The 13,488-nt window shown below is 72.7% G+C and carries 12 protein-coding genes; 5 read left to right on the forward strand and 7 right to left on the reverse strand.

Annotated elements, in window-relative coordinates:
- Positions 1-15: 15 nt before the first annotated feature.
- Entirely contained in the window at positions 16-771 is a 756-nt protein-coding gene (locus ACGFI2_RS15610) for a methyltransferase domain-containing protein (RefSeq protein WP_393516671.1), read from the reverse strand.
- A 45-nt stretch (positions 772-816) separates the two neighbouring features.
- Here ACGFI2_RS15610 and ACGFI2_RS15615 point away from each other — a divergent pair, with 45 nt between their 5' ends.
- The 4 genes from ACGFI2_RS15615 to disA all read left to right on the forward strand — a co-directional run bounded on the left by ACGFI2_RS15615 (position 817) and on the right by disA (position 5,442).
- Positions 817-1,656, forward strand: a complete 840-nt coding sequence (locus ACGFI2_RS15615; protein ID WP_393516673.1) for a UbiA family prenyltransferase — start codon at positions 817-819, stop codon at positions 1,654-1,656.
- Positions 1,657-1,797: 141 nt separating this feature from the next.
- Positions 1,798-2,556: a hypothetical protein gene (locus tag ACGFI2_RS15620; protein WP_393516676.1), complete on the forward strand. Its 759-nt coding sequence runs from the start codon at positions 1,798-1,800 to the stop codon at positions 2,554-2,556.
- 105 nt (positions 2,557-2,661) lie between these two features.
- A complete protein-coding gene (radA, locus tag ACGFI2_RS15625; RefSeq protein ID WP_393516679.1) occupies positions 2,662-4,110 on the forward strand; it encodes a DNA repair protein RadA in 1,449 nt (482 codons plus the stop codon).
- A gap of 144 nt (positions 4,111-4,254) precedes the next feature.
- Positions 4,255-5,442: a DNA integrity scanning diadenylate cyclase DisA gene (gene disA / locus ACGFI2_RS15630; RefSeq protein ID WP_393516682.1), complete on the forward strand. Its 1,188-nt coding sequence runs from the start codon at positions 4,255-4,257 to the stop codon at positions 5,440-5,442.
- Positions 5,443-5,448: 6 nt separating this feature from the next.
- On the opposite strand, the gene ACGFI2_RS15635 is transcribed toward disA, so the two are convergent.
- The 3 genes from ACGFI2_RS15635 to ACGFI2_RS15645 all read right to left on the reverse strand — a co-directional run bounded on the left by ACGFI2_RS15635 (position 5,449) and on the right by ACGFI2_RS15645 (position 7,400).
- A complete protein-coding gene (locus tag ACGFI2_RS15635) occupies positions 5,449-6,222 on the reverse strand; it encodes a hypothetical protein (protein WP_393516685.1) in 774 nt (257 codons plus the stop codon).
- Between the two features lie 105 nt (positions 6,223-6,327).
- A complete protein-coding gene (locus ACGFI2_RS15640; protein ID WP_393516688.1) occupies positions 6,328-6,891 on the reverse strand; it encodes a peptide deformylase in 564 nt (187 codons plus the stop codon).
- Positions 6,888-7,400, reverse strand: coding sequence for a glycine cleavage system protein R (locus tag ACGFI2_RS15645; protein WP_393516691.1), 513 nt, complete (start codon positions 7,398-7,400; stop codon positions 6,888-6,890). The genes ACGFI2_RS15640 and ACGFI2_RS15645 overlap by 4 nt, the downstream gene beginning before the upstream one ends.
- A 95-nt stretch (positions 7,401-7,495) precedes the next feature.
- Here ACGFI2_RS15645 and ACGFI2_RS15650 point away from each other — a divergent pair, with 95 nt between their 5' ends.
- Positions 7,496-8,395: an A/G-specific adenine glycosylase gene (locus ACGFI2_RS15650; protein WP_393516694.1), complete on the forward strand. Its 900-nt coding sequence runs from the start codon at positions 7,496-7,498 to the stop codon at positions 8,393-8,395.
- 85 nt (positions 8,396-8,480) lie between these two features.
- Here ACGFI2_RS15650 and ACGFI2_RS15655 read toward each other — a convergent pair whose 3' ends face one another.
- From ACGFI2_RS15655 to lysS, 3 genes are all read right to left on the reverse strand, one after another.
- Complete coding sequence (locus tag ACGFI2_RS15655) at positions 8,481-11,018, reverse strand: ATP-dependent Clp protease ATP-binding subunit (RefSeq protein WP_393516696.1); 2,538 nt, start codon at positions 11,016-11,018, stop codon at positions 8,481-8,483.
- Positions 11,019-11,498: 480 nt separating this feature from the next.
- The gene (locus ACGFI2_RS15660; protein WP_091070408.1) at positions 11,499-11,849 is read right to left on the reverse strand and encodes an Lsr2 family protein; all 351 of its coding nucleotides are present in this window, start codon (positions 11,847-11,849) and stop codon (positions 11,499-11,501) included.
- A 115-nt stretch (positions 11,850-11,964) separates the two neighbouring features.
- On the reverse strand, positions 11,965-13,473 hold the full coding sequence (gene lysS, locus ACGFI2_RS15665; RefSeq protein ID WP_393516699.1) for a lysine--tRNA ligase: 1,509 nt from the start codon (positions 13,471-13,473) through the stop codon (positions 11,965-11,967).
- Positions 13,474-13,488: the final 15 nt, after the last annotated feature.

Genomic DNA, 13,488 nt, shown 5'->3' on the forward strand with positions numbered 1-13,488 from the left:
CCCGGGTGCTCCCGGCTACCCGCCCCGGCGCCCGCTGCCCTGGTAGAGGACCGCGGTGGACCGGGTCGGCACGACACGCGGCTCGGTCCGGACCGGACGGTCGCCGCCCCGCCACCGGCGCAGCAACCAGGCCAGCGTGCCGCCCAACTCCGGTCGAAGCCCGCGCAGGCGCAACGCCACGCCGTGCCGGGCGCACTCGGCCACCAGCGCGCGGGCGTCCACGAACAGCCGGTGGTCGTGGATGCCGCGCGGCACCGTGGGCAGCCGTTCCCCCAGCTCCACCGCGACCAGCCGGGCCAGCAGCGTGTCGTTGAGGGTGTCCAGCACCAGCAGGCCGCCCGGCCGCAGCAACCGGCACGCCTCGGCCACCGCCCGCCGCCAGTCCGGCACGTGCTCCAGCAGCTCGCCGGCGGAGACCACGGCGGCGCAGCCGTCGGCCAGCGGCACCGCCGTGGCGTCGCCCTGGAGCACGGTCACGCCGTGCGCGGCGGCCTGGTCGAGCGCGGAACGGGTCAGGTCCACCCCCACGTGCCGGTAGCCCTTGCCGGCCAGGTGTGGCGCCAGCAGCCCGGCGCCGCAGCCGAGGTCGACCAGCAGGTCGTCCCGGGTGGACGCCGGGGGCACCAGGGCCGCGCGGGCGCGGGCCAGCCAGTGCAGCATCGCGAAGGCGCCGTCCGGCCGCCACCACTCGTCGGCCAGGTCGTCGTACTGCCGGGGGTCGTTCGGGGGCAGCGCCCGGCGCGGACCGGCCACCGGGGACGCTTCTGGCATGGACCGAGCGTGGCACGACTCCCCGGTAACGACCAGACTTCCGTTATGTCGACACGGGTGTTAGGGCTGGTCAGGGCGAGCCATCCGGAGCCGGCGGCGGCGGTCACCGTGGTCGCCGCGCTGCTCGCCGCCGCCGTCGGGCACGCCGCCGCCGGAATCGTGACGGTGGCGCTGACCGTGCTCGCCAGCCAACTCGCCGTCGGCTGGAGCAACGATCTGATCGACGCCGACCGGGACGCCGCGGTGGGGCGTACCGACAAGCCGGTGACCACCGGCGCGGTCGCCCGGTCGACGCTGGCCCGGGCCACCGCGGTCGCCGCCGTCGCCACCGGACTGCTGGCGCTGGCCGCCGGTCCGGTCGCGGCGACCTTCGCCACCCTGGGGCTGGTCTCCGCGCTGCTCTACAACAAGCCGTTGAAGTCGACGCCGGTGTCGGTGCTGCCCTACGCGGTCTCGTTCGGCGCGCTGCCCGCGTTCGTGGTGCTGGCGCTGCCCGGCTCGCCCGCTCCCCCGGCCTGGCTGGTGGGCGCCGCCGCGCTGCTCGGCGCCGGGGCGCACTTCGCGAACGTCCTGCCCGACCTGGCCGACGACGCCCGCACCGGGGTGCGCGGGCTGCCGCACCGGCTGGGCCCGGCGGGCAGCCGGCTGGCCGCCGCCGGGCTGCTCCTCGCCGCCACCGTCACGCTGGTGTTCGGCCCGCCCGGGCCGCCGTCGTGGACCGGCCTGTCGGCGGTCGCCGCCGCCGTCGCGGTGCCGGCCCTCGGTTGGTACGCCGGAGGCGCCACCGGCCGGGCCGACGGCCGTCCGGTGACCGCCTTCCGGGCGGTGCTGGTGGTCGCGCTCATCGATGTGGTGCTGCTGGTGGCGAACGGCCGGGTGGTCTGAGGAGTCCCCTGGAGGTGGCGTTGCCGGGTCCGCGTGCGGGCCTCGATCAGCTCCAACTACCCTGGAGCGCGGTCTGCGCGGGTAAGGCCACCCCGTGCCCGGCGGTCGACCGGGCGGGGGATCGTGACGAGGAGGACCGACGTGACGCGCTCGATCAGGGGTTCCCGGGGGCCGGCCCTGCTGCTGGCCGGCACGGCGGCGGCGAGCCTGCTGCTGTCCGGGTGTGGCGCCGGGCAGGTGGCCGAGACCGCCAACAAGATCCCGTCGGTACAGGGCGTCAACGTCCAGACCTCCGACAACCTCTACCAGGTGCGCGGGCTCTACGTGCAGTTCCCGGGGCCGAAGGGCTACGAGGCGGGCGCGAACGCGCCGCTCAACGTCGTGATCTACAACGACAGCAAGGCGCCGGTGACGGTGACCGTCACCACCGACAGCGCGCGCGAGGTCGTGCTGACCGGCGGTGCCGGGTCCAGCGGCGCGGCCACCCCGACCGGGTCGCCGACCGAGCCGGCCTCCGCCTCGCCGACCGCCGCCGACCCGAGCGCCTCGCCCAGCCAGTCGCTGGACGTGACCGGCTCGCCGTCGCAGAGCGGTTCCGCCTCGGCCAGCCCGTCGCCGTCGGAGAGCGCGGCGGCGCCCGCCGGCCAGCCCGCCCGGATCGAGATCCCGGCGCTCGGCTACGCCCAGCTGATCAGCGGCAACCCGCGAATCCTCCAGCTCGTCGGCCTGAACGAGAAGGTGCTCGTCGGCCAGCAGGTCGACCTGACCTTCGACTTCGGCAACGGCAACGTGATCAGGACGCCGGTGCCGATCGGCGTCCCGCTGACCCCGGAGGCGCCGCCGTCGCCGGTCGTCAACCCGCGTGAGCACACCGCCGAAGAGGGTGGCAGCCACGGCTGACGCCGCACCGTCTCCGACGACACCGCCACCGTGGCCTGCGCCACACCGGCGGTGTCGTCGTTTCGTCGGTGGGCTTTCGTCGTACCGCCCGGTTAGCGTCCGGTGGTGACCACGCCCCGATCGACCTCCCCCCGCGCCGGCTCCGGCCGCGGCCGTGCCGCCGCCCGCGAGCCCCGCCCGGCCTACGAGTGCGACGCCTGCGGTCACCAGCCACCGAAGTGGGTGGGCCGGTGCCCCGAGTGCGGCGAGTGGGGCTCGGTGGTCGAGTCCACGGTCACCGGTCCGCTGGTCTCCGGCCGGGTGGTCAGCTCCCGAGTGCCGGCCGAGCCGGCCCGGCCGATCGCCACCATCAGCGCCGCGCCGGCCCGGGCCCGGCCGACAGGCGTGAGCGAGCTCGACCGGGTGCTCGGCGGCGGTCTGGTCCCCGGCGCGGTGGTGCTGCTGGCCGGCGAGCCCGGAGTCGGCAAGTCGACCCTGCTGCTCGACGTGGCCCAGCAGTGGGCCACCGGCGCGGGCAGCCCGTCGCTGGTGGTCAGCGGCGAGGAGTCGGTCAGCCAGGTCCGGCTGCGCGCGGAGCGGATGGGCACCCTGCACGACCAGCTCTACCTGGCCGCCGAGAGCGACCTGGCGGCGGTGCTCGGTCACCTCGACGCGGTGAAGCCCGGGCTGCTGGTGCTCGACTCGGTGCAGACCATCTCCACCACCGGCACCGAGGGCGTGCCGGGCGGCGTGACCCAGGTGCGCGCGGTCACCGCCGCGCTGGTCGCGGTCGCCAAGGAGCGGGGCATCGCCACCGTGCTGGTCGGGCACGTCACCAAGGACGGCCAGGTGGCCGGCCCTCGGGTGCTGGAGCACCTGGTCGACGTGGTGCTCCACTTCGAGGGCGACAAGCACTCCTCGCTGCGCATGGTGCGCGGCGTGAAGAACCGGTTCGGCGCGGCCGACGAGGTGGGCTGCTTCGAGATGCACGAGGGCGGCATCAGCAGCCTCGCCGACCCGTCCGGCCTGTTCCTGACCCGCTACTCCGAGCCGGTGCCGGGCACCTGCGTGACGGTTGCCATGGAGGGCCGGCGGGCGCTGGTCACCGAGGTGCAGGCGCTGATCGGCGCGACGGTCGCCGGCTCGCCGCGGCGCACGGTCTCCGGCCTCGACAGCGCCCGGCTCGCGATGGTCCTCGCGGTGCTCCAGCGCCGCACCGAGCGGCTGACGCTGCACGACCGGGAGGTCTTCGCCGCCACCGTCGGCGGCATCCGGGTGGTCGAGCCGGCGGCCGACCTCGCCGTGGCGCTCGCGGTGGCCTCCGGAGGGCTCAACCTGGCGCTCAACGCGCACCTGGTCGCCATCGGCGAGGTCGGGCTCACCGGCGAGGTGCGGCGGGTCGGCGCGGTGCCCCGTCGGCTGGCCGAGGCCGCCCGGCTGGGCTTCCGGCTGGCCCTGGTCCCGCCCGGTTGCGGCCCCGGCAGCAGCGGCATCGCCCCGGAGAACATGCGCGTGATCGAGGTCACGGACGTGCGTGCCGCGCTCCAGGCGGCCGCCCGCGCATCCGCGGAGTGACCGTGAGTGCGCACGCTCGGAGGGCGCGGCCGGACGATTCCGGACAGGCCACACGGTCCACCGACGGCCGGACGAGCCCGACATCGTGACACATCACAGTAACCACGAGAGCACCCACCGCACCGCAGTCCGTAGACTGTGCCCGTGCCGATCGACCGCGATGCCACCAAGCCCGCAACGGCGACGCCGCACGCCCGCACCGGTGCCGTGAGCGGCAACCCCACCCGCGCCATCAGCGTGAGCGTGGCCGGGAGCGTCGGCGGCGCCGGCGCCGACCCGCTGCGCGCCAATCTCGCCCTCATGGCGCCCGGCACCGCGCTCCGCGACGGCCTGGAGCGGATCCTGCGCGGCCGCACCGGCGCGCTGATCGTGCTCGGCTACGACAAGGTGGTCGAGCAGATCTGCACCGGCGGCTTCCCGATGGACGTGGAGTTCTCCGCCACCCGGGTCCGCGAGCTGTGCAAGATGGATGGCGCCGTGGTGCTCTCCAGCGACGGCACCCGGATCGTCCAGGCCGGCGTGCACCTGATGCCCGACCCGTCCATCCCCACCGAGGAGTCCGGCACCCGGCACCGCACCGCCGAGCGGGTGGCCCGGCAGACCGGCTATCCGGTCATCTCGGTCAGCCAGTCGATGCGGATCATCAGCCTCTACGTCAACGGCCAGCGGCACGTGCTGGACGACTCGGCGGCCATCCTGTCCCGGGCGAACCAGGCGCTGGCGACGCTGGAGCGCTACAAGCTCCGGCTGGACGAGGTCTCCGGCACGCTCTCCGCGCTGGAGATCGAGGACCTGGTCACCGTGCGCGACGCGGTGGCGGTGGTGCAGCGGCTGGAGATGGTGCGGCGGATCGCCGACGAGATCGCCGGCTACGTGGTGGAGCTGGGCACCGACGGCCGCCTGCTGGCGCTTCAGCTCGACGAGCTGATGGCCGGCGTGGACGCCGACCGCACCCTGGTCATCCGCGACTACCTGCCGGTGGGCCGCAAGTCGCGCACGCTCGACGAGGCGCTGGTCGAGCTGGACCTGCTCAGCGCCACCGAGCTGATCGACCTGGTGGCGGTGGCCAAGGCCATCGGCTACCCGTCCGCCTCCGACGCGCTCGACGCCGCGGTCAGCCCGCGCGGGTTCCGCCTGCTGGCCAAGGTGCCCCGGCTGCCGGCGGCCGTGGTCGACCGGCTGGTGGTGCACTTCGGCAGCCTCCAGCGGCTGCTCGGCGCGACCGTGGAGGACCTCCAGGCGGTCGAGGGGGTGGGCGAGGCCCGCGCCCGTGGGGTCCGCGAGGGTCTGTCGCGGCTCGCCGAGGCGTCCATCCTGGAGCGGTACGTCTGATCCGCCTCAGCCGGTGACGGTCAACTTCACCGGCTCGCTGATCTTGGTGCCGACCCGGGCGAAGACCTGGTACGTGCCGATCGGGGCGTACGGGCCGGCGGCCAGCCCGCCGTCGCAGCGGCTGGTGTCCCGCCCGTTCCAGCCCAGCTCGTACGCGCGCTCGAAGTCCGGGGTGAACGACTGCACGTCCGAGCCCTTGCCGGTGCCGCAGGTGTCGGACGACCAGACCTTCTCCGCGCCGGCCTTGACGTACAGCTCCTGAAGATCGGCGCCGACGTCGCGGCTGCACGTACGGTTCGAGACGTTCTTGATCTTGAGGCGCAGCGTGACCACGGTGCCCCGCTGGGCGCTCGCCGGCACCGCCACCGGGGTCACCTGGATCTCCGCGTCGGTGCAGGCGCCGTCGGCGGAGACCGGCTCCCCGGACGCGCCGCCGTCACCCGTGCCCGACCCGCCCCCGGTGCTCGTGCCACCATCGGTGCCCGTGCCACCGCCGGTGCTCGTGCCACCGCCCGTGTTCGTGCCACCGCCGGTGTCACCGGAGGCGCCCGGCGAGGGCGACGGTCCGGTCGACTGCGGGGCAAGTACCGAGCCGGAAGGTCCCGGCGCCGCACCGGCGGAGCCGCCCGGCGACGGTTCGCCGCCCGGCGCGCCGGTGTTGCGGTCCGTGCCGGTGCAGGAATAGAGCAGGACAATCAGGAAGAGCAGCCCTGCGCCGAGCACGACGGCACGACGCCGCCAGTACACGGCGGAGGGCAGAGGGCCGACCGTCAGACGCATGATGCGCCTACCGTAGCCGCGCGGTGCTCGGCGCGCCGGTCCGACGCGCCGGTAACCGCGTGCGACGCCCGCCCAGCCGTCCACACTGGATGGTTTCGGCCACCGTCAGAGATAGACTTTGCGCTGGTAGACGGCGTGTGCGCCGGCAACCTGATCGAGGAAGAGCAAGCCGGCGCAGTGGTCGATCTCGTGCTGGAGCGCACGCGCCTCGAAACCGTCGGTGACCAGCCGCACCGGCTCTCCGCTGCCCGGCAGCATTCCCTCCACCACCAGGCGGCTGGCCCGCTTCACGTCGCCGGTCAGGTCCGGCACCGACATGCAGCCCTCCCGGCCGGCCTTCCACCGGCTCGCCTCCACCACCCGCGCGTTGCAGAGCACGAACGTGCCGTGCACGGTGACCGCCTTCGGGTGCCCGGTCACGTCCACCGCGAACACCTGCGCGCTCACCCCGACCTGCGGCGCCGCCAGGCCCACACAGCCCGGCGAGACCCGCATGGTGGCCACCAGGTCGGCGGCCAGCCGCACCACCTCGGTCGAGGTCGGGTCGACCTCCGGACCCGGCCGGCTCAGCACCGGCTCCGGGGCGGCGACCACCGGACGCACCTCGCCCGGGACGCCCAGCTTCTCCGGCGTCCAGCCGCCCAGGCCGGCGTACTCCGGGCCGGTCACAGCAGGTCCGAGTCCGACGGGCGGAGGCTGACCCCGACGCCCAGTTCCGCCGCGGCCCGGGTGAGCCGGCCGGCCACCTCGTCCGAGCTGCCCGGCGGCAACTCCACCTCGGCGACCACCACGTAGAGCGAGCCGGTCAGCCGGGTGCTCAGGTCGGTCACGTTGCCGCCCGCGTCGGCCAGCACCCGGGTCATCGCGGCCACGATGCCCATCCGGTCGGCGCCGTGCACCGCCAGCACGTACGGTTCGCCGGCCGGCTCGCGGGCGCCGTCCGGGGTGACCGCGCGTACGGTGGCCAGCAGGTGCCCGTCGGCGGCGAGCGGGGCGAACGCGGCCTCGACGTCGGCGGCGGACGGACCCACGCAGATCAGGGTCATGGCGAAGTGCCCCCGCAGCCGGGTCATCGTCGAGTCGGTGAGGTTCGCGCCGAGCCCGGCGAGGACCTCCGCGACGTCGGCCACGATGCCCGGCCGGTCCCGGCCGATGACGGTGATCGCGAGCTCGTTCATTCGGACATTCTGCCCCGCCGCCGAAGATCCACCGCACCGGCCCACCCGGCCCGCCCACCCTGCGGGAAAGCCGCCCGTGACATCATCGGCACGCCATGACTGGACCCACCTTCGCCACCCTGGTCAGCCGGTGGTACGAGCGCAACGCCCGCGACCTGCCGTGGCGCCGCCCCGGCATCGGTGCCTGGGCGATCCTGGTCAGCGAGGTCATGCTCCAGCAGACCCCGGTGATCCGCGTGGTGCCCGCCTGGGAGGCATGGCTGGCCCGCTGGCCGGAGCCACGCGCGCTGGCCGAGGACACCCCGGCCGAGGCGATCCGGATGTGGGGCCGACTCGGCTACCCCCGCCGGGCGGTACGCCTGCGCGAGTGCGCGGTGGCCGTCGTGGACCGGCACGGCGGCGTGGTGCCCGACCGGTTGGACCAGTTGCTGGCGCTGCCCGGGGTCGGCACGTACACGGCCCGGGCGGTGGCGGCGTTCGCGTACGGGCAGCGGCATCCGGTGGTCGACACGAACGTCCGCCGGGTGGTGTGCCGCGCGATCGCCGGGGAGCCCGACGCCGGGCCGACCACCCGCCCCGCCGACCTGGTCGCCACCGAGGAGCTGCTGCCTGTCGAACCGGCCGCGGCGGCCCTGGCCAGCGCGGCGTTCATGGAACTCGGCGCGGTCGTGTGCACCGCACGCGCGCCCCGCTGCGCGGTGTGCCCGGTCGAGTCCAGTTGCGCGTGGCGGGCCTCCGGGCTGGCGGCGCCGGCCGGGCCGACCCGCCGTCCGCAGCGCTACGCCGGGACCGACCGGCAGGTACGCGGCCTGCTCCTCGCCGTGCTCCGGGACACCGCGGGACCGGTGCCGCACCAGCGACTGGACCAGGTGTGGCACGACGACGTGCAGCGGGCTCGGGCGCTGGCCGGCCTGGTCACCGACGGGCTGGTGGAACCGGTGGGTCCGGAGTCGTTCCGGCTGGCCGGCGACGGCCCGCCCGTTCCCCTGCCCTGACCGCACGCCCGGGCACGGGAAAGGCGACGGCCCCGGTGGCTCTCGCCGACCGGGGCCGTCGCCCTGGAAACAGTCTCGCCCGAACTTACGCGGCGGCGTCGTCCGCGCCGGTGGCGGCGGCGCCGAGATCCGCCGGGACGGCGTCCGGCACGGCGTCCGGCCGGTCCGCGCCCCGGAAGACGAGCTTGGACTTGTCGATGTTCTCGGGGTCGCCTTCGCAGTCGACCACCACGATCTGACCCGGGGTCAGCTCGTTGAACAGGATCCGTTCCGACAGGTTGTCCTCGATGTCGCGCTGGATCGTGCGACGCAGCGGCCGGGCGCCCAGCACCGGGTCGAAGCCTTTCTTCGCCAGGTACTTCTTGGCGTTGTCGGTCAACTCCAGACCCATGTCCTTGTTACGCAGCTGACCCTCGATCCGCTGGATCATGATGTCCACGATCTGCAGGATCTCGTTCTCACGCAGCTGGTGGAAGACGATCGTGTCGTCGATCCGGTTCAGGAACTCGGGCCGGAAGTGCTGCTTGAGCTCGTCGTTGACCTTCTGCTTCATCCGGTCGTAGGTCGACTCGGAATCCTCCGACTGCTGGAAGCCCAGGGAGACCGCCTTGGCAACGTCCCGCGTGCCCAGGTTGGTGGTCAGGATGATGACCGTGTTCTTGAAGTCCACGATCCGGCCCTGGCCGTCGGTGAGACGACCGTCCTCCAGGATCTGCAGGAGCGTGTTGAACACATCCGGGTGGGCCTTCTCGATCTCGTCGAACAGCACCACCGAGAACGGCCGGCGACGCACCTTCTCGGTCAGCTGCCCGCCCTCGTCGTAGCCGACGTAGCCGGGAGGGGCACCCACCAGCCGGGAGACCGTGTAACGGTCGTGGAACTCGGACATGTCCAGCTGGATAAGGGCGTCCTCGCTGCCGAAGAGAAAGTCGGCCAGCGCCTTGGACAGCTCGGTCTTACCGACACCGGACGGGCCGGCGAAGATGAACGAGCCGGATGGGCGCTTCGGGTCCTTCAGGCCGGCCCGGGTCCGCCGGATCGCCTTCGACACCGCCTTGACCGCGTCCTCCTGGCCGATGACGCGCTTGTGCAGCTCGTCCTCCATGCGCAGCAGGCGCGAGGTCTCCTCCTCGGTCAGCTTGTAGACCGGGATGCCGGTCCAGTTGCCGAGCACCTCGGCGATCTGCTCGTCGTCGACCTCGCTGACGACGTCCAGGTCACCGGCCTTCCACTCCTTCTCCCGCTGCGCCTTCTGACCCAGCAGCTGCTTCTCCTTGTCGCGCAGCTGCGCGGCCCGCTCGAAGTCCTGCGCGTCGATCGCGGACTCCTTGTCGCGACGCACCTGGGCGATGCGCTCGTCGAAGTCACGCAGGTCCGGCGGCGCGGTCATCCGGCGGATCCGCATCCGCGCGCCGGCCTCGTCGATCAGGTCGATCGCCTTGTCCGGCAGGAAGCGGTCGGAGATGTACCTGTCGGCCAGCGTCGCGGCGGCCACGAGGGCGGCGTCGGTGATGCTCACCCGGTGGTGCGCCTCGTAGCGGTCCCGCAGGCCCTTGAGGATCTCGATGGTGTGCGCCAGCGACGGCTCACCCACCTGGATCGGCTGGAAGCGGCGCTCGAGAGCGGCGTCCTTCTCCAGGTGCTTGCGGTACTCGTCGAGCGTGGTGGCGCCGATGGTCTGCAGCTCACCACGGGCCAGCATCGGCTTGAGGATGCTGGCGGCGTCGATCGCGCCCTCGGCGGCGCCCGCACCCACCAGGGTGTGGATCTCGTCGATGAACAGGATGATGTCGCCGCGGGTACGGATCTCCTTGAGCACCTTCTTCAGGCGCTCCTCGAAGTCACCGCGGTAGCGGGAGCCGGCGACCAGGGCGCCGAGGTCGAGCGTGTAGAGCTGCTTGTCCTTCAGCGTCTCGGGCACCTCGCCCTTGATGATCTTCTGGGACAGGCCCTCCACCACGGCGGTCTTGCCGACGCCGGGCTCGCCGATCAGCACCGGGTTGTTCTTGGTGCGGCGGGACAGCACCTGCATGACCCGCTCGATCTCCTTCTCGCGCCCGATCACCGGGTCGAGCTTGCCCTCCCGGGCGGCCTGGGTCAGGTTCCGGCCGAACTGGTCCAGCACCAGGCTGGTCGACGGCGCGGCCTCACCCGGCGCGGCGCCGGCGGCGGCCGGCTCCTTGCCCTGGTAGCCGGAGAGGAGCTGGATCACCTGCTGGCGGACCCGGTTGAGGTCGGCGCCGAGCTTGACCAGCACCTGGGCGGCCACGCCCTCGCCCTCGCGGATCAGGCCGAGCAGGATGTGCTCGGTGCCGATGTAGTTGTGGCCGAGCTGCAGCGCCTCGCGCAGCGACAGCTCCAGCACCTTCTTGGCCCGCGGCGTGAACGGGATGTGCCCACTCGGCGCCTGCTGGCCCTGGCCGATGATCTCCTCGACCTGCTGACGGACGCCCTCCAGCGAGATGCCGAGGCTCTCCAGAGCCTTCGCCGCCACGCCCTCACCCTCGTGGATCAGGCCCAGCAGGATGTGCTCCGTGCCGATGTAGTTGTGGTTGAGCATCCGGGCCTCTTCTTGGGCCAGGACGACAACCCGTCGCGCTCGGTCGGTGAACCGCTCGAACATGCCCTCGTGCTCCTCACATGCCGTGCGCCTTGATGGTCAGATCTCGGCGGGGCCGGTGCGCGGACGTCCGGGACGGGCGTCCGTGCCTCCTTACTCTATCGCCGCGGACCGTCTCCGCTGAGGTCGTGGGACCCCGTGAATGACGGTTCCGACGTCGTTTCTGCCAACCGTCCACGCTCAGGAGGTGTTCCGGGACCCCCGCCTGTACGCGCAGAGCGAAATTCGACCACCGGTGGAAGGCCCGGTCGAGGGGCTTCGGGCGGGGGTTCGGGCACCCGCCGCGCTCGTCCACAGCCTGTGGACGAAATCTCCACCGCCTGTGGACAACTCCACCGGACGCCGGTTTCTTCCCGCCGCCGACACCTGGACCGGCCGGCCGGGGCCGAACCGGACGGCAGGCGCGGTCAGGCGGAAACGGCCGACGCCGGCCCGGAGTCGTCCTCCGGGCCGGCGTCGGGTCAACCGTCGCGTACGTCGGGGTCAGTGCCCCGCCTTCGCGTGGTACTCGTCCACGATCTCCTGCGGGATCCGGCCCCGGTCGGAGATGTCCTTGCCGGCCTTCTTGGCCCACTCGCGGATGGCCCGGTTCTGCTCGCGGTCGGCGGTCGCCCCGCCCCGGCCGCGCGCGGCCCGGCCGCCCACGACCACTCCGCCCCGACCGACCTTCGTGCCGTGCGCGATGTACTGCGCGAATTCGCCGCGCAATTTTTCGGCGTTGGAGGCGGAGAGGTCGATCTCGTACTGCACGCCGTCGAGCGCGAACTTGACAGTCTCGTCAGCGTCCCCGCCGTCCAGGTCATCGACCAGCTTGTGAATGATCTGCTTGGCCACGTCCCACATTCCTTTCGAGCAGGGTGGTGCTCCTGCAATGCCCCGAGCACGATAACCTGCCCGATGCTTGCCCCGTCAATAGGACGGCGTAACGAGGCGGAGAAGCTTTGCCCGCCTACTCGGGCCGGACCAACGGGAACAGGATGGTTTCCCGAATTCCCAGGCCGGTCAGCGCCATCAGGAGCCGGTCGATTCCCATTCCCATCCCACCGGCCGGCGGCATTCCGTACTCCATCGCCCGGAGAAAGTCCTCGTCGAGACGCATGGCCTCGTCGTCGCCGCGCGCCGCGAGCTGCGCCTGGGCCACCAGCCGCTCCCGCTGCACGACCGGGTCGACCAGCTCGGAGTACGCGGTACCCAGCTCGAATCCGAGCACGTAGAGGTCCCACTTCTCGGCCAACCCCGGCTCGCTCCGGTGCGCCCGGGTCAACGGGCTGGTTTCCTCCGGGTAGTCGCGGACGAACGTGGGCGCCTGCAGCGACGGCACCACCAGTTCCTCGAACAGCTCCTCGGCCAGCTTGCCCGGCCCCCACTTCGGGTCGACCGCGAGGCCGACCTTGTCCGCGTACTCGACCAGGCGTGACCTTTCGGTGCGGACGGTGACCTCCTCACCGAGCGCTTCGGAAAGAACACCGAACAGCGTCACCGAGCGCCACTCGCCGCCCAGGTCGAACTCCCGGCCGTCGGCGTGCGTCACGGTCGTCGAGCCGGCGACCGCGATGGCGGCCTGCTGCACCAGATTTCGGGTCAGCTCGGCCATCGTGTCGTAGTCGCCGTACGCCTCGTAGGTCTCCAGCATCGCGAACTCCGGCGAGTGCGAGGAGTCGATGCCCTCATTACGGAAGTTGCGGTTGATCTCGAAGACCCGGTCGACGCCCCCCACGACCGCGCGCTTGAGAAACAGTTCCGGCGCGATTCGCAGATACAGATCGGTGTCGAGCGCATTGCTGTGGGTCACGAATGGGCGGGCTGCCGCGCCACCGTGCAGCAACTGCAGCATCGGCGTCTCGACCTCAATGAAGTCCCGCCCGTGCAGGGTGTCGCGCAGGCTGCGGACCGCCGCCGCCCGGGTGCGGACCATCTGCCGGGCCTGCGGACGGACCACCAGGTCCACGTAGCGCTGGCGGACCCGGGACTCCTCACTCAGCGGCTTGTGCGCCACCGGCAGCGGGCGCAGCGCCTTGGCGGTGACCGTCCACTCGTCGGCCAGCACCGACAGCTCCCCCCGCCGGCTGGTGATCACCTCGCCGGTCACGCCGACGTGGTCACCGAGGTCCACCAGGCGCTTCCAGTCCGCCAACCGCTCCGGGCCGACCCGGTCCAGCGAGAGCATCGCCTGGAGTTCGGTGCCGTCGCCGTCGCGCAGGGTGGCGAAGCAGAGCTTGCCGGTGTTGCGGATGAAGATCACCCGACCGGTGACCGAGGCCCGGTCGCCGGTGGCGGTGTCGGTCGGCAGGTCGGCGTAGCGCTCGCGGAGCTTCGCGAGCGTGGTGGTGCGCGGGAAACCGACCGGGTACGGCTCGACGCCCTCGGCGAGCATCCGGTCCCGCTTCTCCCGGCGGACCTTCATCTGCTCGGGAAGGTCGTCGGCGGGGTCGGTTGGCAGGGCGTTCTGCTCGGTCACGGCACGCTTCCTCAA

It is taken from the genome of Micromonospora sp. NPDC049282 (assembly GCF_043197045.1).
In the GTDB taxonomy this organism is placed as follows: Bacteria; Actinomycetota; Actinomycetes; order Mycobacteriales; family Micromonosporaceae; genus Micromonospora.

What these genes read in the sequence shown, in the direction of transcription:
- ACGFI2_RS15645 (WP_393516691.1), bottom strand. Translation starts at nt 7,400, where the DNA reads ATGAACGAGCTCGCGATCACCGTCATCGGCCGGGACCGGCCGGGCATC.
- ACGFI2_RS15615 (WP_393516673.1), top strand. Translation starts at nt 817, where the DNA reads ATGTCGACACGGGTGTTAGGGCTGGTCAGGGCGAGCCATCCGGAGCCG.
- ACGFI2_RS15635 (WP_393516685.1), bottom strand. Translation starts at nt 6,222, where the DNA reads ATGCGTCTGACGGTCGGCCCTCTGCCCTCCGCCGTGTACTGGCGGCGT.
- ACGFI2_RS15655 (WP_393516696.1), bottom strand. Translation starts at nt 11,018, where the DNA reads ATGTTCGAGCGGTTCACCGACCGAGCGCGACGGGTTGTCGTCCTGGCC.
- ACGFI2_RS15610 (WP_393516671.1), bottom strand. Translation starts at nt 771, where the DNA reads ATGCCAGAAGCGTCCCCGGTGGCCGGTCCGCGCCGGGCGCTGCCCCCG.
- ACGFI2_RS15650 (WP_393516694.1), top strand. Translation starts at nt 7,496, where the DNA reads ATGACTGGACCCACCTTCGCCACCCTGGTCAGCCGGTGGTACGAGCGC.